This window comes from Massilia rhizosphaerae, assembly GCF_016093545.1.
Lineage (GTDB): Bacteria > Pseudomonadota > Gammaproteobacteria > Burkholderiales > Burkholderiaceae_D > Telluria > Telluria rhizosphaerae.
The window spans coordinates 1-18,894 of the sequence record NZ_JADKYX010000019.1 but is presented as its reverse complement, the minus strand read 5'-3'; the positions used below and the strand labels follow the sequence as shown (position 1 = coordinate 18,894).

At 67.9% G+C, this 18,894-nt stretch carries 14 protein-coding genes; 3 read left to right on the top strand and 11 right to left on the bottom strand.

The window, feature by feature from the left end:
• Window positions 1–8 precede the first annotated feature (8 nt).
• Window positions 9–749 (top strand): sulfite exporter TauE/SafE family protein, encoded by a 741-nt coding sequence (locus ISF28_RS23180; protein ID WP_198119646.1) that lies wholly within the window; start codon window positions 9–11, stop codon window positions 747–749.
• 100 nt (window positions 750–849) lie between these two features.
• A complete protein-coding gene (locus tag ISF28_RS23175) occupies window positions 850–1,029 on the top strand; it encodes a hypothetical protein (protein WP_198119540.1) in 180 nt (59 codons plus the stop codon).
• 31 nt (window positions 1,030–1,060) lie between these two features.
• Here ISF28_RS23175 and ISF28_RS23170 read toward each other — a convergent pair whose 3' ends face one another.
• From ISF28_RS23170 to ISF28_RS23155, 4 genes are all read right to left on the bottom strand, one after another.
• On the bottom strand, window positions 1,061–2,167 hold the full coding sequence (locus tag ISF28_RS23170) for an alpha/beta fold hydrolase (RefSeq protein WP_198119539.1): 1,107 nt from the start codon (window positions 2,165–2,167) through the stop codon (window positions 1,061–1,063).
• A gap of 212 nt (window positions 2,168–2,379) precedes the next feature.
• Entirely contained in the window at window positions 2,380–3,846 is a 1,467-nt protein-coding gene (gene zwf / locus ISF28_RS23165) for a glucose-6-phosphate dehydrogenase (protein ID WP_198119538.1), read from the bottom strand.
• A 476-nt stretch (window positions 3,847–4,322) separates the two neighbouring features.
• The gene (locus ISF28_RS23160) at window positions 4,323–4,838 is read right to left on the bottom strand and encodes a hypothetical protein (RefSeq protein ID WP_198119537.1); all 516 of its coding nucleotides are present in this window, start codon (window positions 4,836–4,838) and stop codon (window positions 4,323–4,325) included.
• An 83-nt stretch (window positions 4,839–4,921) separates the two neighbouring features.
• On the bottom strand, window positions 4,922–5,965 hold the full coding sequence (locus tag ISF28_RS23155; RefSeq protein ID WP_198119536.1) for a LacI family DNA-binding transcriptional regulator: 1,044 nt from the start codon (window positions 5,963–5,965) through the stop codon (window positions 4,922–4,924).
• A gap of 880 nt (window positions 5,966–6,845) precedes the next feature.
• Between ISF28_RS23155 and ISF28_RS23150 the strand changes: the two genes are divergently transcribed.
• Window positions 6,846–9,809, top strand: coding sequence for a TonB-dependent receptor (locus ISF28_RS23150; RefSeq protein ID WP_198119535.1), 2,964 nt, complete (start codon window positions 6,846–6,848; stop codon window positions 9,807–9,809).
• Window positions 9,810–9,896: 87 nt separating this feature from the next.
• Here ISF28_RS23150 and ISF28_RS23145 read toward each other — a convergent pair whose 3' ends face one another.
• From ISF28_RS23145 to ISF28_RS23115, 7 genes are all read right to left on the bottom strand, one after another.
• Complete coding sequence (locus tag ISF28_RS23145; protein WP_198119534.1) at window positions 9,897–10,937, bottom strand: DUF4380 domain-containing protein; 1,041 nt, start codon at window positions 10,935–10,937, stop codon at window positions 9,897–9,899.
• Between the two features lie 102 nt (window positions 10,938–11,039).
• Window positions 11,040–13,241 carry an NADP-dependent malic enzyme gene (locus ISF28_RS23140; RefSeq protein WP_198119533.1) on the bottom strand — a complete coding sequence of 734 codons (2,202 nt, stop codon included), beginning with the start codon at window positions 13,239–13,241 and terminating at the stop codon, window positions 11,040–11,042.
• Between the two features lie 276 nt (window positions 13,242–13,517).
• Window positions 13,518–14,138, bottom strand: a complete 621-nt coding sequence (locus ISF28_RS23135; RefSeq protein ID WP_198119532.1) for a flavin reductase family protein — start codon at window positions 14,136–14,138, stop codon at window positions 13,518–13,520.
• Between the two features lie 135 nt (window positions 14,139–14,273).
• Window positions 14,274–15,161 carry an SMP-30/gluconolactonase/LRE family protein gene (locus ISF28_RS23130; protein WP_198119531.1) on the bottom strand — a complete coding sequence of 296 codons (888 nt, stop codon included), beginning with the start codon at window positions 15,159–15,161 and terminating at the stop codon, window positions 14,274–14,276.
• Complete coding sequence (locus tag ISF28_RS23125) at window positions 15,154–16,557, bottom strand: MFS transporter (RefSeq protein WP_198119530.1); 1,404 nt, start codon at window positions 16,555–16,557, stop codon at window positions 15,154–15,156. The genes ISF28_RS23130 and ISF28_RS23125 overlap by 8 nt, the downstream gene beginning before the upstream one ends.
• A 74-nt stretch (window positions 16,558–16,631) precedes the next feature.
• Window positions 16,632–18,212 carry an aldehyde dehydrogenase (NADP(+)) gene (locus tag ISF28_RS23120; protein WP_198119529.1) on the bottom strand — a complete coding sequence of 527 codons (1,581 nt, stop codon included), beginning with the start codon at window positions 18,210–18,212 and terminating at the stop codon, window positions 16,632–16,634.
• A 25-nt stretch (window positions 18,213–18,237) separates the two neighbouring features.
• Window positions 18,238–18,894, bottom strand: a 657-nt coding sequence (locus ISF28_RS23115) for a 5-dehydro-4-deoxyglucarate dehydratase (protein ID WP_198119528.1), incomplete at its 5' end; no start/stop codon positions are given.

The following is an 18,894-nucleotide window of genomic DNA, read 5'->3' as shown; positions in this document are numbered from 1 at the left end:
GCCGCATGATGCTGCTGCTCGTCTTCCTGGCCGGCCTGTGGGCCGGCGTGCAGAATGCGCTGGCCGGCGGCGGTTCGTTCGTCACGTTGCCGGCGCTGATCGTCTCCGGCATGACGCCCCTCGCCGCGAACATCACGTCGACCGTCGCGCTGTTCCCGGCGCAGATCACGTCCGGATTCGCCGGGCGCAAGCTGGTGAGCGGCGCGGGCGGGCTGCCGTTCTGGGCGCTGTTCGTGCTGAGCATCGCCGGCGGCGCGGCGGGCGGCCTGCTGTTGCTGCACACGTCGGCCGCCGTGTTCGCGCGGCTCGTGCCGTGGCTCGTGCTGTTCGCGACGGCCGTGTTCACGTGGGGGAGCTTCTTCCGCAAGCCGGGCGCGCAAGGTCACGTGCACCTGGGGCGCGCCGCCACGGGCTGCGCGCAATTCCTGATCGCCGTCTACGGCGGCTATTTCGGCGGCGGCATCGGCATCCTGATGCTGGCCGCGCTGACGATGGCCGGACTCGCCGCGCGCAATGCGGGCGCCACGAAGAATGTGCTGGCGGGCGTGATGAACGCGTCGGCCGTCGTGCTGTTCGTGACGTCGCCGCAGCTGCACTGGCTGCAGTGCGGCGTGCTGGCGGCGGGCGCCATCATCGGCGGGCTGCTGGGCGCGTGGGCACTGCACCGGGTCAACGAGAAGGCGTTGCGGGTGGCGATCGTCTGCATCGGCGTCGCGCTCACGGCGGGTCTGTTCCTGAAGCCGATCTGACGCGTACGTACGTTGTGCGCTGGACACGGCCTCCGGCTTGGTCTACAGTGGAATCATGCGGTCACGCCATGAATGATGCCGCCGGGAAGGTAGGTGCGCCATGCTGGATGTTCTCTACGGGCTCGAACCGGATCTGACTTTGCACGCGGTCGTGCTCGCGGCGGGCTGCGCGACGTTCTTCCTGGTCCTGCTGTGGCGGCGCTGCCCCAACTGCAGCTGGCAGGAGTGGTCCAGCGAGCTCCTGGGCCGCGACGACAAGGACGACGCGCCGGAACAGTAGGTCCGGCGCGTCGGGCCCGGCGCCCGCGGCGTCATGCGGCCGCGACGTCCTTCCCGTCCAGCCATTCGAAGATCGCAGGCCACAGCTTCGCATGCGCGCTGCGCCCCACGAGCACGCCCACGTGCTGCAGGTTGACCCCGACGTCGCCCTCGTAGTGCAGCACCTGCTTGCGCGGGTTCGACGTCGCGTCGTGGAACGGCACCAGCGCCGCCGGCGGGATCAGCTTGCTGCGCGGGTCGACGACGGACAGCAGCGGCGACTTCAGGTCGCGCGGGCCGATCGTGCGGTCGCCGACGGCGAGCTTGCCCTGCATGAAGGCGTCGCTGCGGTACAGCGATTCGACGATCTCCGTGAACAGGCGCCCGGGCAGCGGGAATTCGTCGTGCGTCCAGCGCTCCACGCGCATGTGCGTGACCATCGCTTTCGGGTCCGTCATCGACAGCATGCGGTCGGTCCAGCGCTCCCACTGGAACGCCTGCGGCTCGGCCATCGCGCTCATCATGTTGAGGAAGACGCCGGGCACCTGGCGGAACGTGTCGGCGATGGGGCGGGCGTGCGGCGTCGCGTCGATCAGGCGCGCGAAGCAGCTGGACGCCGGCGTGAAGTGCAGCGGCGATTCGAGCAGGATCGTCGCGCGCACCGCGTCCGGATGCAGGCAGCTGTGGACGGCGGCCAGGATGCCGCCCAGCGAATGGCCGGCCACGACCACGTCGTCCGGCCCGCCGTCGTCCGCGATGGCGCGGCGGCAGGCGGCCAGCAGGTGGTCGCCGTAGTCGTCCAGGCCGAAATGGTCGTGGGTGTCCGGCAGCGCCACCCATTCGGCCAGGTAGACCCGCCAGCCTTGCTCCAGCCAGCGCCGCACGACGCTGATGTCGGGCGCGAGATCCCAGATGTAGGGGCGCTTGATGGGGGCGGGTACGATCAGGACGGCCGGGCCGCCGTTCGCGGCGATGTCGGCCGGGGCGCCGTAGCGCCGCACGTTCAAGCCGGGTTCCGTGTGCAGCACGGTCGACGGCGTCTGCTGCGGACCGTAGCCGGCGCGCTCCAGCATGTCGCCGCGGGCCCTGCGGCTCTTGTCCATGTTCTTGAGGGCTTGCGCGCCGAGCGTGCCCATCGTGTTCCAGTTGCTTGCCTGCATGGCGATCTCGTCCGAGGTCTGAGTTGAGAGACATCGCACTCTACGCCGTTTGCCGGTGCCCTCCAATCGCGCGCGGACGGAATTTCGCCCGCGTTTGCGAAGCATTAAATCGACGGCTGAGGGGCGACGTGGACGATGCCTGCGGGCTATTGTGCACGATTCAAGCAGGCGGCGGCGCGCCGTCCGCCGCCCGCGAGGCGCTCAGGTGGCGCTCACTCGACCCAGCTGTGGCCGTCGCGCGCGAGCAGCGCGAACGACTCGGCCGGACCCCACGAGCCGGCCGCGTACGGATGCGGCTTCTCGTCCAGCTTCTGCCAGCCTTCGATGATCGGGTCGGCCCATTCCCACGCCGCTTCCAGTTCGTCGCGGCGCATGAAGTGGGTGAGACGGCCGCGCACGACGTCGATCAGGAGGCGTTCGTACGCTTCCGCGCGGCGCTGCTGGAACGCGGACTGCAGGTCGAGGTTCAGCGCGACCTGCTGCATCTCCATGCCGCTGCCCGGCTGCTTGGCCATGATCTGCAGCTTGATCGCTTCTTCCGGCTGCAGTTCGATGACGAGGCGGTTGGCGACGGCGCCGGCCGTCTGCGGGAACAGGGGGAACGGCGGGTTCGTGAATTCGACGACGATCTTCGACGAGCGGCGCGCCATGCGCTTGCCGGTGCGCAGGTAGAACGGCACCTTGGACCAGCGCCACGTGTCGATGAAGGCGCGCAGGGCGACGAAGGTTTCCGTCTTGCTGCCGGCCGGGACGTTCTTTTCTTCGAGGTAGCCCGGTACTTCCTGGTTGCCGGACACGCCGCGCACGTACTGGCCGCGGATCGTGTCGCGCGCGATGTCGGCCAGCGACAGGCGGCGCAGCGAGCGCAGCACCTTCAGCTTTTCGTCGCGCACGGCGTCCGGCGACAACGACGTCGGCGGTTCCATCGCGACGATGCACAGCAGTTGCAGCAGGTGGTTCTGGACCATGTCGCGCATCGCGCCGGCGCCGTCGTAGAAGCCGGCGCGGCTGCCCACGCCCACTTCCTCGGCCACGGTGATCTGCACGCTGGCGATGTTCGGCGCGCGCCACAGCGGTTCCAGGATCGAGTTACCGAAGCGCAGCACCATCAGGTTCTGCACGGTTTCCTTGCCCAGGTAGTGGTCGATGCGGTAGATCTGCGATTCGGCGAAGTGGCGGCCGACGTCTTCGTTGATGGCGATCGCGGACGCCAGGTCCGTGCCCAGCGGCTTTTCCAGCACGACGCGGGCGTTGGCGTCGACGAGGTTGCTCGCGGCCAGCTTGTCGCAGATGGTCGTGAACAGCGACGGCGCGGTCGACAGGTAGAACACGCGCTGGGCGCCGGCGCGCGACGCCTGGGCCAGGGCGGAGAAATCGGGCGCGGCCTGCACGTCCAGGCGCACGTACTCGAGCAGTTTGAGGAAGCCGTCCCAGGTCTTGTCGTTGAAGTTGGTCGCGGCGATGAACGAGCGCGAGTTCGCTTCGATGTGGGCGAGATAGGCTTCGCGGTCGAAGTCCTGGCGGCCGGTCGACAGGATGCGCGTCGTGGGCGGCAGGTTGCCGTGCAGGAAAGCCATGTACAGGGCCGGCAGCAGCTTGCGCATCGCAAGGTCGCCCATGCCGCCGAAGATGATCATGTCGAGGGGGAGGCCGTTGTCTTCTGTCGAGTGGGTCTGCATGTTGTTCTGGATCTTGGAGGTTGAATGGGTTGCCCGGTGCGCTTCACGTTCCCGCGTGAAATGCGTTGCCGGGCAGGGCAAAACGGATGCGACCCGCTGCGCACCCGTGTGGCGGGGCGGCATGCGTGTAGCGGACGGGCGCCTGGGCGGTCCGGCTTGTGGCCGGACGGCGGCGCCGCGATGGGGTCCCGGTGATGGCCATGTCAGCTCGTCGTCGATGCACGATCGGTTTTTCGGAACCCGGCGGCGCCGTTTGCTGCCGTGCACGTGTTCCTGGAAAAAAGGATTGTACACCGGGCCGGCGCGCGTGCCGGCAACCGGCTTTTGCGCGCGGCCGGGCCGGTCCGGGCTATATCAAAAACTGATGCCAAATGGCGAATAAATGATGGGCGTGGCATGCGGCGGCGCGTTAGCATGGAGTCTCGTGCGGTGGCGTGGTGGCCATCAGCACGGCCTCGACTTACTTACTCTCGATATCACTTCAGGGCGCCCTCGCGGCGCCCTTTTTTTTCGGGCGGGCCCAGGCCGATCATCCAGCCGGTCCACGCCGGCTCGTCGAATTCCTGCCCCATCGGGAAGCTGTAGGTCGATTCGGTCCAGTAGCGCGCGAACGCCGCGCCGTCCGCTTCGCCGTGCGCGCAGCGGCGCAGCATCGCGCGGATGCCGCCCTCGTCGGTCAGGTCGCAGGCGTGCAGGTGGTGGAACTCGTCGCACGATTGCGAGATAAGGGCAACGCCCGGCTCCAGCGCCGCGCGGATCTCGTCGAGGAAATCGCAGGGCGTGATGTCGGCATCGTCGAAGCGCAGGCCGTCGAAGTCGCCGCCGAACGCGGGCACCGACAACTGGTGGATCACCCCGTCGCGCAACCAGGCCGGGCCGACCCGCGCCGCACGCGCATGCAGCGTGCCCGGCGCGGCGTCGAACGTGAAGCGCACGCCGCCCGGTGCGGCGTGCGGCAGCAGGGCCGCGTCGGCGCCGAATTGCACATCCATGATTATCCTCGTTCTCGGTACGCCATGGATGTAATTAAACTACTTAATTATCGCAATGTAAAGCCCGTGGGCTAGTAACTTTGCTACGCGCTCTCCCGTTCGACGATGGTAAATCCGATGTCGCGCACAACCTCGGGAATGTGCTTGCCCGCGATACGGTCGATGAGGAACTGCGCCGCGATCTGGCCCATCGCGCGGCCGTCCAGATGGACGGTGGTCAGGGCAGGGTAGAGCTCGGCCGCGAATGCGTGGTCGCCGAGGCCGACGACGGCCAGGCGGCCGGGAATGTCGATGCCGAGCTTGTGCGCTTCCGTCAGAACGCCCAGGGCGACCATGTCCGAGCTGCAGAAGACGGCGTCGATGTCGGGATGGGCCGCCAGCAGCGCCCGCAGGCCGGCGCGGCCGCCCGCCGCCGTGCCCGGCGCGGAGATCGTGTGGAAGGGGATGGTGCCGTCCCGGCCCTGCATGTCCAGGCGCACGGCGGCCTGCGCGAATGCGCGGTTGCGGCGCTGGGCGCGTTCGTCCGATGCGCTGATGACGGCCACGCGCCGCCGCCCGCGCTGGTACAGGAACTCGGCCACGGCCTGGCCGATGTCTTCGTGCGAAAAACCGACCAGCATGTCGGCCGGCGTCGGGGTCAGGTCCCACGTCTCGACGAGGGGGATGGCGCTGGCCTGCAGGCGCCGTCGGCCCTGTGCGGAGCGCATGATGCCGGCGAGGACGATGCCGTCCGGACGCCGGCCGATGATCGCTTCCAGCAGCTCGTCCTCGCGCGAATTCTCGTAGCCCGCCTGGCCGAGGATCAGCTGATAGCCGGCGCCGGCGAGGCTCTCCGTCAAGGCCTGGACGGTGTCGATGAACACCGACCCGGCGATGGTCGGCAGGATCGCGGCGACCATGCGGCTCTTCGTCGAGGCGAGGCTGCCGGCCAGCAGGTTCGGCACGTACCCCGTGCGTTCGATCGCGGAGCGCACCTTCTGCACGAGGTCGGGCGACACCTTTTCCGGCGAGTTCAGCACGCGCGACACCGTGATCGGCGCCACGCCCGCGACGCGCGCCACGTCGACGAGCGTCAGCCCGCCTTTCGTGCGGCGCGTCCGCTTGGGCGGTTCGGCCGGCATGTTCATGCGGCCTCCTTGGCGGCGATGGGGTTCTTTATTTTTTGAAAATCGGCCATGTCTTTTATTGCGTTCTCCATTTTGAATTCGGACCGCGTTGCGAAATGAATGGATTGGACTCTACGTGCTCTCATGGACACCGACAAGATATCAACTCGTTCCTACTTTACGGCCAAAGCAGGCTCCGAATCGTTTCGTGAATTATCTCCAGATTTAATTGATTGCGCTACCAAAACGGCATTCGTGATATGCCCGATAACATAATGTGGTTTTATCGACGCAAACGCCGGCTTGCGATATCGATTTATTGGACAGATAGCGCTATCTCCAATAGCCTGAAAACATGCCCTCAGGCAATACATGAAACGTCAGCGAACCGCTGCGATCTGGCCGCAATGGCGCCATCCCGACGCCCATTTCCCCTCTGGCGGCCTCATCTTTTCGTTCGTGTCCCCATGTAGTTGCCTGGGTGCAAACGCCGGATACAAGGTGGCGCTGGGGCGCCGTGTTGCGGTTTTCGGACGAATTGTCGAGCTATCAATTTTCAGCATACTTTTTCGCAAATAAGATATACGTACGATGTTAGCGTACAACAGTGATGTTATGAGGTTTGACAAAAATCACGCAAAATATCTACACTCATGAAAACGATTACAAGACCATAACGACTACACCGCCAACGCAATAACTAAAGCGTGGAGACAACAATGCCAACACCATCCTGCCATTTTCGGCCGCTCCGGCCCGGGTCCGTTTTCACGCCCCGTTCGCAACGCCATTCCTCGCGTTGACAGATTCTCGCGGCCGCCGCCAACGGCCGTTTTCATCCGCAGTCGAAACCAGCTCCGCCAATGAAGCGGAGCGCCATACATAGAGCACAGGAGATTACATGACTCGATTCAAGAGAACCACGATCGCCGTCGCAGCAGGCCAGATCGCGCTGCTTGCCGGCGGTGCCGCACTGGCCCAGACCCAGCCGGACCAGAGCGCCGCCGGCGCCAACGTCGTCGTCGTGACGGGCCAGCGCGCCGCGCTGCAGTCCGCCCAGAAGATCAAGCAGAACGCCGACGAGGTCGTCGATTCGATCGTCGCCGAGGACATCGGCAAGCTGCCGGACCGCTCGGTGACGGAAGTGCTGCAGCGCGTGGTCGGCATCACGATCGACCGCACGATGTCGAAGGGCGACCCGGAGCACTACTCGGTGGAAGGCTCGGGTGTGAACATCCGTGGCCTGTCCTACGTGCGCTCCGAACTGAACGGCCGCGACTCGTTCTCCGCGAACGGCGGCCGCTCGCTGAACTTCGAAGACGTGCCGCCGGAACTGATGGCCGGCGTCGACGTCTACAAGGACCCGTCCGCGGAGCAGATCGAAGGCGCCGTCGGCGGCCTCGTCAACCTGCGCACGGCGTTGCCGTTCGACTTCAAGGGCCGCAAGTTCGCCGCGTCCGTGGACAAGACCTACTCGGAGCTCAAGAAGGGCAAGACCTCGCCGTCCGGCTCGGTCATGTTCTCCAACCGCTGGAAGACGGGTTTCGGCGAAGTGGGCGCCCTGATCGACCTCGCGTATTCGGAAAGCGGCACCCGTACCGACGCGTTCCAGGTCGAGCCGTATTATCCGCGCAGCGACGTCGTGGCCGGCAAGACCGTGTGGGTCCCGAAGGGTTCGCAGTGGCGTACGCTGGAATTCAACCGCAAGCGCCAGGGCGCCTACGGTGCGCTGCAATGGAAGAAGGACGCGACGCTCAACTCCTCGCTGACGTTCTTCAAGTCGCGCTACAAGATGCACTGGGACGAGCAGGCGATCTTCGCCCAGTCCAATGCGTACAACCTCCTGGTGAGCCCCGACGCGACCTTCGATTCGAAGGGCGCGCTGCTGACCGGCACGCTGACCGACCCCGCCGACAAGGGCATCGGCTTCGGCGCCGACACCCGTTCCGCGGACCGCAAGTCCGACACCACCGACATCGCGTGGCACATCAGCTGGCGTCCGAACAGCGACTGGGCGCTCGACACCGACATCCAGCGCATCCGCGCGACGACGACGAGCTTCGACTCGACGGTGGCCACCGGCATCCAGATGCCGTCCGAAACCATCGACCTGCGCGGCGACGTGCCGACCCTGTCGTTCACCGATGCGCAGCGCGCCTACCTGGCCGATCCGGCCAATTACTACTGGGCGTTCACGATGGAACACCAGGACCGCAGCCATGCCGGCGAGTGGGCCATCAGGCAGGATGCGAAGTACACGTTCGACAATCCGGTCCTGCGCGACATCCGCTTCGGCGTGCGCTTCACCGACCGCAATGCGGTGACGGAAAACTCGAACCCGAGCTACAACTGGGCCGCCGTGTCGCAGCCGTGGCAGCAGGGCTGGGACATCAGCGGTCTCGCCTACCTGGGCGATCCGCGCTTCGCGAACGGCATCCAGGTCCACTCGTTCAACAACTTCTTCAACAACAACACGTCGGTGCCGAAGCTGGTGTTCCCGAACGTGGCGCTGACCACGGGCTACCCGGGCACCTACGCCACGCTGCACAGCTATCACGACATCCTGTGCCATGAGCAGAACGGCCCGAACGGCAACTGCGCGGCCTGGAAACCGGCCACCTTCGGCACCGATCCGGCGGGCACGAACGACCAGAGCGAACGCACGGGTGCGGCCTTCACGCAGTTGCGCTTCGGCTTCGACGACCTGAAGTATCCGGTCGACGGCAATGTCGGCCTGCGCTACGTGAAGACGCAGATGACGGCCCACGGTTACACGGTGTTCACGCCGGCCACGACGACGAACCCGGGGGTGCCGGTGTTCACGGCGTTCTCCAAGAAGCAGGACTTCAGCAACGACTACAACAACGTGCTGCCGAGCCTGAACCTGCGCCTGAAGGCGACCGACAAGCTGCAGTTCCGCTTCGCGATGGCCTCCGGCATTTCGCGTCCGGACTTCACCGACCTGCAGGGCTACACGACCTTGTCGCAGAACGTCGACAACACCACCGGCCAGACTACCTACACGGGTACCGGCACCGGCAACCCGAACCTGCGTCCGGTCCGCTCGCACCAGTTCGACCTGACGGGCGAATGGTATTTCGCGCCGAGCGGTTCGGTGACGGTGGCGCTCTTCAACAAGCAGCTGAAGGACGTCATCATCAAGCAGTCGTACGGCTATGACATCGCGGACAATACCGGCAAATCCTACACGTACACCGTGACGGGCCCGGTGAACGGCGCGGACGGTCATGCGCGCGGCGTGGAGCTCGCGTACCAGCAGTACTTCGACATGCTGCCGGGCTGGCTGTCGGGCTTCGGCGTGCAGGCCAACTACACGTACGTGGACAGCAAGACGGACCTGCACCAGCCGGTGCACTCCGTGTACTGCTCGGGCGGCAACACCGCCGACAACTACAACCTGAACCTGAACGGTTGCGACGTCGACGGCAAGACCTTCGGCGACCTGCCGCTGATCGGCCTGTCGCGCCAGTCGTACAACCTGGCGCTCCTGTACGACAAGGGCCCGCTGTCGGCACGCCTCGCCTGGAACTGGCGCTCGAAGAACCTGCAGAACGTGAACGTCAACGGCACGCAGGGTACGGACGGCACCGATACCAATCCGGACAGCCCGACCGTCGGCCAGCACAACGTCGCGTGGGCCTTGCCGACGTGGGCCGACAGCTACGGCCAGCTGGACGCGTCGGTCTTCTACAACTTCACGCCGGACCTGTCCCTGGGCCTGGAAGCGCAGAACCTGACCGACTCCAAGGCGCGCCAGCTGATGCAGCAGGGTGTCGGCTTCAAGGGCCGCGCGTGGTTCGTGTCGGGCCCGCGCTACACGGTCAAGCTCCGCTACAGCTTCTGACGTAAGCCGTAACGTCGCCGCATGACGACATGCCGTCCAGGTTCGCCTGGACGGCATTTTTCTTTGGTGCGCCGTCGGCCGCCCGGGTCAGATGCCGACCAGACCCAGTTCGCGCGCATGCGCGCGCAGGAACGCCACCTGCGCCTGGCGGGTGTCCGGTCCGTCGTAGGACAGCAGCGTCCATTGCTCGGACGCCTGCATATGGCGACCCGGCGCCAGCTTCACGTACGGCGCGTGCACCTCCATCTCCATCAACCCCTGGTCCGGGGCGTCCGGCTGCCAGTCGTTGTACAGCTCGACCTGGCCCTGGTCCGGATGGATGGCAGCGCGCGGCTGGTGCGCGAACTGGATCACGAGGACCTGGCCGCCGTGGAATCCCGCCATCCAGCCGGCGGACGGCTGCAGCAGCATCTTGCCGTTGCGGTGCGGCCGGCCCTTGCCGGCCGGGTAGGCGTCCAGAGAGAACAGGCCGTCGGCCAGGGTCCACGTCAGCGGCACCATGTCCGGCTTGGGCTCGATGGCCTGCTGGCGCACGTCGTCGCGGCGCGCGACGGGCACGTACACGCGGGTGTCCGCATGGGCGCGCGTGTTGAACCAGATGTCCCATGCCACCTGGTTCTTGCGGGTGTTGGCCGCGTCGACGTCCAGCCGCAGGCTGTGCGGCTTGCCCGCCACGAGGCTGTAGCGCTTGACGAGCTGCAGGCCGTTCACGGGGCTGGCCGGGCTGGCGAGCGTGACGGCGTCGGGGTGCGCGTCCTCGATCTTGTAGCGGGCGAGACTCAGCCACGGGTCGGGCGGCCACGATGCGCCGGCGCGCCCGGGGTTCACATCCTGGTGCGACCACCATTCCTTCTGCGGCCCGATCCAGATCTCGTGACCCAGGTAGCCGACGTTGTCCGTGGTGGCGCCGATGGGCGCGCCCGGATCGCCGGCCGCGGTGTCGACCTTGAGGAAGTTGGACCTGCCCGCCAGCGCGAACGACAGCAGGCGGCCGCCGATGGCGTCGGTGACGGTGGCGTGCACGCTGCCGTTGGCGAGCGTGTGGACGGGAATGTCGGCCGCGTGGGCGGCGGCCATGAGGGCGCAGGGCAGGGCCAGCGCGAGGACGGTTTTACGTGGAGTGGGCATAGGCTGTCGGGCTGAATGAAATCGGTTTCAGCTCGACAGCTTAGCAAAGAATCGGCCCGCCGGGGCAACGGATGCGCCCGGCGGGCTGCTTAGCGGACGTGCCTAGCGCACTTCTGCCACCGCCAGCGCCGTCATGTTGACGATGCGGCGCACCGTCGCGCTGGGGCTCAGGATGTGCACGGACTTGGCGGCGCCCAGCAGGATCGGGCCGACCGTCACGCCCTTGCCCGACGTGACCTTCAGCACGTTGAACAGGATGTTGGCCGCATCCAGCGACGGCATCACGAGCAGGTTGGCGCTGCCGGCGAAATCGCCGTCCGGACGATACACGCGGCGGATGTCTTCCGACAGCGCGGCGTCGCCGTGGACTTCGCCCAGCACCGGCAGCTCCGGCGCCGAGTCCGCGAGCAGGGCGCGGGCGTCGCGCATGCGCTGGGCGGACGGGCGCTGCGAGGAACCGAAGATCGAATGCGACACCAGCGCCGCCTTCGGCTCGAGTCCGAAGTGGCGCATCTCCTTCGCGGCGAGCTTCGTGATCGCGGCCAGTTCCTGCGCCGACGGGTTGTCGTTGACGTAGGTGTCGGTGATGAACAGGGTCATCCGGTCGAGCACCAGCGCGTTCATCGCGGCCAGCACGTCCGCGCCCGGCGCGAGGCCGATCTCGTTCTTCACGACCGCGAGGTGGCTGTCGTAGCGGCCCTGCATGCCGCAGATCAGCGAGTCGACCTGGCCCGCGTTCAGCAGGCGCGCGCCCTGCAGGGTGGTGTCGCCTTCCGCTTCGACGAGCGTGTAGTCGATGCCCGCCTTCAGGCGCAGGCCGGACTCCTTGACGGCCTTCTCGACGTCCGCCGCGCGGCCGATCAGCACCGGCTTGGCGATGCCCTCGTCGACGACGGTCTGCACGGCGCGCAGCACGCGCGGCTCGCTGCCGTCCGCGAACGCGACGCGCTTCGGCGCGGCCTTGGCCTTGGCGAACACGGGCTTCATGAAGAAGCCGGTGTGGTAGATCATCTCGCCCAGCTTGTCGCGGTAGGCGTCCATGTCGGCGATCGGACGCGTCGCGACGCCGGACGCTTCCGCGGCCTTGGCGACGGCCGGCGCGATGGCGCCCATCAGGCGCGGGTCGAACGGTTTCGGGATGATGTAGTCGGGGCCGAAGTTCAGGTCCTGGCCGGCATAGGCGGCGGCCACCGCGTCGTTCGCTTCCGCCTCGGCCAGGTCGGCGATCGCGCTCACGCACGCGAGCTTCATCTCGTCCGTGATGCGGGTGGCGCCGCAATCGAGCGCGCCGCGGAAGATGTACGGGAAGCACAGCACGTTGTTGACCTGGTTCGGATAGTCCGAACGGCCGGTCGCGACGATGCAGTCCGGACGGGCGGCCTTCGCCACTTCCGGACGGATCTCAGGCTCCGGGTTCGCGAGGGCGAGGATGACGGGGCGGTCGGCCATCGTCTTGACCATGTCGCCGGTGAGCACGCCCGCCGTCGAGCAGCCGAGGAACACGTCGGCGCCGTTCACGATATCGGCCAGCTTGCGGGCGTCGGTCGCCTGGGCGTACCTGGCCTTGTTGGCTTCCATGTTCGCTTCGCGGCCCTGCCAGATCACGCCCTTCGAGTCGGCCACGTACACGTTCTCGCGCTTGACGCCCAGGCTCACCATCATGTCGAGGCAGGCGATGGCCGCCGCGCCGGCGCCGGACGCCACCAGTTTCACCGAGCCGATGTCCTTGCCGACGACCTTCAAAGCGTTGAGCAGCGCGGCGGACGAGATGATGGCGGTGCCGTGCTGGTCGTCGTGGAAGACGGGGATGTTCATGCGCTCGCGCAGCTTCTTCTCGATGTAGAAGCACTCGGGCGCCTTGATGTCTTCCAGGTTGATGCCGCCGACGGTCGGCTCGAGCATGGCGATGGCCTCGACCAGCTTGTCCGGATCGTTCTCGGCCAGTTCCAGGTCGAACACGTCGACGCCGGCGAATTTCTTGAACAGGCAGCCTTTGCCTTCCATGACGGGCTTGGAAGCCAGCGGGCCGATATTGCCCAGGCCGAGCACCGCGGTGCCGTTCGAGATCACGGCGACGAGGTTGCCGCGCGAGGTGTAGTCGGCGGCGGTGGCGGGATCGGCGGCGATTTCCTCGCAGGCGTAGGCGACGCCGGGCGAATAGGCGAGCGACAGGTCGCGCTGGTTCGACAGGGGTTTCGTGGCGACGACCTCGATCTTGCCGCGCACGGGGCTGCGGTGGTACTCGAGCGCGTCGGCGCGCAACTGGGTGTCTTTAGCCTCGTTCAGGCTGCTTTCGGTACTCATGGTTTCTCCTATGCCGCTTCGAGCGGACGATGTTGTGAATTCTGTGCTGCCGCCACCGCGCGCGGCAGGGACCGTGCGGGCGACGTGGGCCGGGACGCGCGCCGCTGCGGGTCAGCGGCGCCATGCGATGCGCCGCCCGTCGCCCGCGCGGCGTGGTGGCCGGGGCTGTGCGCGCGCTCCTGGCGCAGGCGCGGACGGGGGCGCCGTGGTCGACGGCGATACGCGATCATACGTGATCGCGGCCGAGGTTGCCTACCTCGCCACAAATTGCGGATGTTACGCAGGCCTCGACATGCGGAAGAGCTGGTCCGGCCCGACGTCGAAATAATCGGCCGGCCCGCCGCCGCGCAGGATGTGGCCCGCGTGCGCCGTGTCGTAGACGCCGTCCCGGAGCAGGGCGCGCTCGATGTGCACGCCCACGACTTCGCCCAGCACGAGCCAGCTCGGCGCCGGCTGCCCGTCCGCGCCGTGCAGGCGCACGACCTGGGTGACCTTGCACTCGAACGAGACGGGCGCTTCCCCCACGCGCGGCACGGCGACGAGCCGCGACGGGACGGGCGTGAGGGCGGCCAGCGCGAACTCGTCGACGTCGGGCGGCACGGCCGCGCACGTGGCGTTCATGCGCTCGGCGAGGGCGCGCGTGGCCAGGTTCCAGCAGAACTCTCCCGTTTCCTCGGCATTGCGGACGGTGTCCTTGTACCCGATGCTGGCGAAACCGACGATGGGCGGCGTGTAGTTGAAGGCGTTGAAGAAGCTGTACGGCGCGAGGTTCGGGACGCCGGCCCGGCTCCTGGTCGAGATCCAGCCGATGGGGCGGGGCCCGACGATGGCGTTGAAGGGATCGTGCGGCAGGCCGTGGCCGGCGCGCGGTTCGTAGAAATGGATGCTGTCGTTCATGCCGACACGATACCGCATCGGCCCGGACCGTGTTGCCGCACAGTCAGTTTTCCTGTAATTTGCAACTAACCGACAAGCGTCGGCCGCCGAAAAACGTAGGGTGGGCGCCCCGCGCCCACCAGCACCCACCGGCACTCACCAGCCACAAGCAACGTCCACCACCCCCCGCACCCCCGGCCGCACGAACAGCACCGCACCCGCCAGCGCATCGTCCTCGCGGCCCGCCTGCACGATCGACGTGACAAGCAAGGTATCGAGATCGGGCCCGCCGAAGCAGGGCATCGACGGCTTGGCCACCGGCAGCGCGAGCTCCCGGTCCAGCTTCCCGCTCGGCGCGAACCGGAGCAGGCTGGCACCGTCGTTCCCGGCGACCCAGTAGCAGCCGTCGGCATCCATCGTCGCGCCGTCCGGCCGGCCCGTGTACGCGGCCATGTCCACGAACAGCCGGCGGTTGTACGGCACGCCCGCGTCGACGTCGTAGTCGAACGCCCACACGCGCCGCCGCGTCGGGTGCGAATCGGACAGGTACATCGTGCGCCCGTCCGGCGACCACGCGAGGCCGTTCTGCGTGACGAGGCCCGACACGAGCGGCGCCGACAGCCCGCCGCCGTCGTAGCGGTACAGCCGCCCGATCGGCAGCGCGGCGGCCATGTCCATCCACATCGTGCCGCTCCAGAAGCGGCCCTGGCGGTCGGTGCGGCCGTCGTTGAAGCGCATGCCGGGCGCCAGCTCGGGCGGCGCGCCGAGGCGTTCGGCGCGCACGGTGCCGTCGTCAAGCAGGTCGACGGCGAAGATGCCGCTTACCATGCCGGCGACGAGCCCCCCGCGCGCGCGCGGCGCGATGCACGCGACCATCTCGGCCGCCGTCCAGTGGCGCGTCGCGCCGGTCGCGTAATCCAGCCGCCAGATGCGGCGCGCCGGGATGTCGACCCAGTACCAGGCCTGTTCCTGCGCGTGCCAGACCGGGCTCTCGCCCACGGCGCAGGTGACGCCGGCGACGCGTTCCACGTTGGCGTCAAGCATGCGCCAGCTCCTCCGGCAGGCGGGCCGTGCCCTGGGCCGGCACCAGCAGCTTCATGATGGCCCAGGCCAGCAGGTACGCCAGTGCGCAGAACGCGAACATGATCATGTAGCCCGTCTGGATCTGGCCCTGGGCGCCGTAGTAGTCGAACAGCATGCCGCCGGCCTTCGTGACCAGCACGCCGCCGATGCCGCCCGCCAGGCCGCCGATGCCGACGACGGACGCCACGCAATGGCGGGGGAACAGGTCCGACGTGATCGTCAGCAGATTGCACGACCATGCCTGGTGGGCGGAGGCGCCCACGCCGATCAGCAGGACGGGCACCCAGTAGCCGAGATGGCCCAGCGGCTGCGCCAGCAGCACGACGAGCGGGAAGAAGGCGATCAGGAGCATCGCCTTCATGCGGCTGTCGTAGGGGGCCTCGCCGCGCCGCATGTAGCGCGACGGCAGCGCGCCGCCGCCGATGCTGCCCACCATCGTCATGCTGTACAGGACGGCCAGCGGCAGCACGAGGTCGGACGTCGCCACGCCGTATTTGTCGGTCAGGTATTTCGGCAGCCAGAACAGGAAGAACCACCACACGCCGTCGGTCATGAATTTACCGACGATGAACGCCCAGGTCTGGCGCAGGCCGAGCAGGGTCAGCCAGCCGGGCGCGGGGCCCGTCGCGGCGACCGCGCAGGTCGGCTTGTCGGCGGCGGCGTCGTCGCTGCGGATATAGTCGAGTTCCGCGCGCGACAAGCGGCGCTGGCGCGCCGGTTCGTCGAACAGGAAGACCCAGAACACGACCCACAGGAAGCCGATCCCGCCGATCCAGATGAACGCGGCCTGCCAGCCCCAGATCGCGGCGAGGATCGGCACCGTCAGCGGCGCCAGGATCGCGCCGATGTTGGCGCCGGAATTGAAGATGCCCGTCGCGAACGAGCGCTCCGACTTGGGAAAATACTCGGCCGTCGCGCGGATCGCGGCGGGGAAGTTGCCCGCTTCGCCGATCGCGAGGATGGTGCGCGCGATGACGAAGCCGACGACGGAGGCCGGCACCGCGAGTCCCAGCATGGATTTCAAGCCCGCGCCCAGCTCGATCGAATAGGCGTGGGCGACGGCGCCGGCGGACCAGACGACGATGGCGAGCGTGTACGCGGTCTTGGTGCCGAGGCGGTCGACGATGCGGCCCGCGAACAGCAGGGCGATCGCGTACATGAACTGGAATGCGGCGGCGATGTTGGCGTAGTCCGTGTTCGACCAGCCGAATTCCTTCGACAGCGACGGTGCGAGAAGACTGAGGACCTGGCGGTCCAGGTAGTTGACGGTGGTGGCGAAGAACAGCAGGGCGCAGATCGTCCACCGGAAGTTGCCGCCGGCGTTGGCCGCGGCGGCGCTCGTGCGAGTTTGAGTCATGGTCAGGCCTTCTATCGAGTGTGTGCCGACTGTGCGTGGCCGGTGTCTCCCCCGGCCGGATGTCTACGCGATGATTATTGCGCGCCCTGCAGGCTGCCGTCGACCATGCGCGCCAGGTGCAGCGGATTGTCGTCGCGCAGCTCGGCCGGCAGCAGGTCGGCCGGCACGTCCTGGTAGCACACGGGGCGCAGGAAGCGTTCGATCGCCGTGGCGCCGACGGACGTGGAACGGCTGTCCGACGTGGCCGGGAACGGGCCGCCGTGCACCATCGCGTGCGACACCTCGACGCCGGTCGGGAAGCCGTTGAACAGCACGCGGCCCGCCTTGCGCTCCAGCGTCGGCAGCAGGCCGGCGGCCAGCGCGCGGTCGGCCGGCGTGGCGTGCACGGTGGCCGTCAGCTGGCCTTCCAGGCGGCGCGCGACGGCCAGCATCTCCGCTTCGTCGCGGCATGCGATCACGAGCGATGCCGGTCCGAAGATCTCTTCGTCCAGCGCCGGGGTCGCGAGGTAGGTGGCGGCGTCGCAGGCGTACAGCGCGGCCTGCGCGGCGCAGCCCGTGCCTTCCGCGCCGCCTTGCGCAAGCAGTTTGACGCCATCGATGCCGGAGCGGCGGCCGACCGCGTCGACATAGGCCTGGTGGATGCCGGCCGTGAGCATCGTGCCAGCGCCCTTGGCGCCCAGGGCGTCGGTCGCGGCGGCGGCGAACGCGTCGAGGTCGGGGCCGGCGAGGCCGATGACGAGGCCCGGGTTCGTGCAGAACTGGCCGACGCCCAGCGTGAGCGAATCGACGAAGCCCTGCGCCAGCTTGGCGCCGCCGGCCGCCAGCGCCCCCGGCAGCAGGAACACCGGATTGATGCTGCTCATTTCGGCATACACGGGGATCGGTTCGTGGCGCGCGTTCGCCGTGCGCACGAGCGCGAGGCCGCCCTGGCGCGAGCCGGTGAAGCCCACCGCCTTGATGGCCGGATGCGCGGCCAGCGCCTGGCCGGCCACGCGGCCTTCGCCGATCAGCATCGAGAACACGCCGTCCGGCATGCCGCAATCCTCGGCCGCCTGGAGCACGGCCTTGCCGACCAGTTCCGACGTGCCCAGGTGGGCGCTGTGCGCCTTCACGACGACGGGGCAACCGGCCGCCAGCGCGGACGCGGTGTCGCCGCCGGCAACGGAGAACGCGAGCGGGAAGTTGGAGGCGCCGAACACGGCGACCGGGCCCAGGCCGATCTTGCGCATGCGCAGGTCCGAGCGGGGCGGCGTGCGCTGCGGCAGGGCGGAATCCAGCGTCGCTTCCAGGAAGTGCCCGTCGCGCACGACCTTGGCGAACAGGCGCAGCTGGTTGCACGTGCGTCCCCGTTCGCCTTCCAGGCGCGCCGTCGGCAGGCCCGATTCGGCCGTGGCGCGTTCGATAAGCGCCGGGCCGATGTCCATGATGCGGTCGGCGATGGTTTCCAGGAAGCGGGCGCGCTGCTCGAGCGGGACGCTGCGGTAGGCGTCGAACGCCTGCTCGGCGAGCTCGCACGCGGCCGTGACGTCCTGCTCCGTCGCGAGGCCGAATTCGGGCTCCATCTGCGCACGGGTGGCCGGGTTGAAGGCGCGCACGGTGCCGGCGCCGCCGCGCACGATGCGGCGGCCGATGATCATTTCACCTTGGATGGTCATGGGGTCTTCCTTTGCGTGTCGGTGGTTATTGGGCGCCTTGCGCCTTGATCAGCTTGTCCAGCATCGCGTGCTCTTCTTCCGTCAGGTCCGTCAGCGGCGCGCGCACCGGACCGGCGTCGCGGCCCACGAGGCGGGCGCCGGCCTTGATGATGGACACTGCGTAGCCGGCCTTGCGGTTGCGGATCGCCAGGTACGGCAGGAAGAACTCGTCCAGCAGGCGGTTCGTCGTCGCCTGGTCGTCCCTGGCGACGGCGCGGTAGAAGTCCATCGCCAGCTTCGGCACGAAGTTGAACACGGCCGACGAGTATACCGGCACGCCCAGCGCCTTGTACGCGGCCGCATACACTTCCGCCGTCGGCAGGCCGCCCAGGTAGCTGAAGCGGTCGCCCATGCGGCGCCAGATCGAGACCATCAGTTCGATGTCGCCGATGCCGTCCTTGAAGCCGATCAGGTTGGGGCAGCGGTCCGCCAATTTGGCCAGCGAGTCGGGCGTGAGCCGGCACTGGGCGCGGTTGTACACGACGACGCCGATCTTCACCGATTTGCAGACCTGTTCCACGTGGGCGACGAGGCCGTCCTGGCTCGCTTCGGTCAGGTAGTGCGGCAGCAGCAGCACGCCCTTGGCGCCGAGGCGTTCGGCTTCCTGCGCGAACGCGATGGCGCTGCGGGTCGGGCCGCCGGC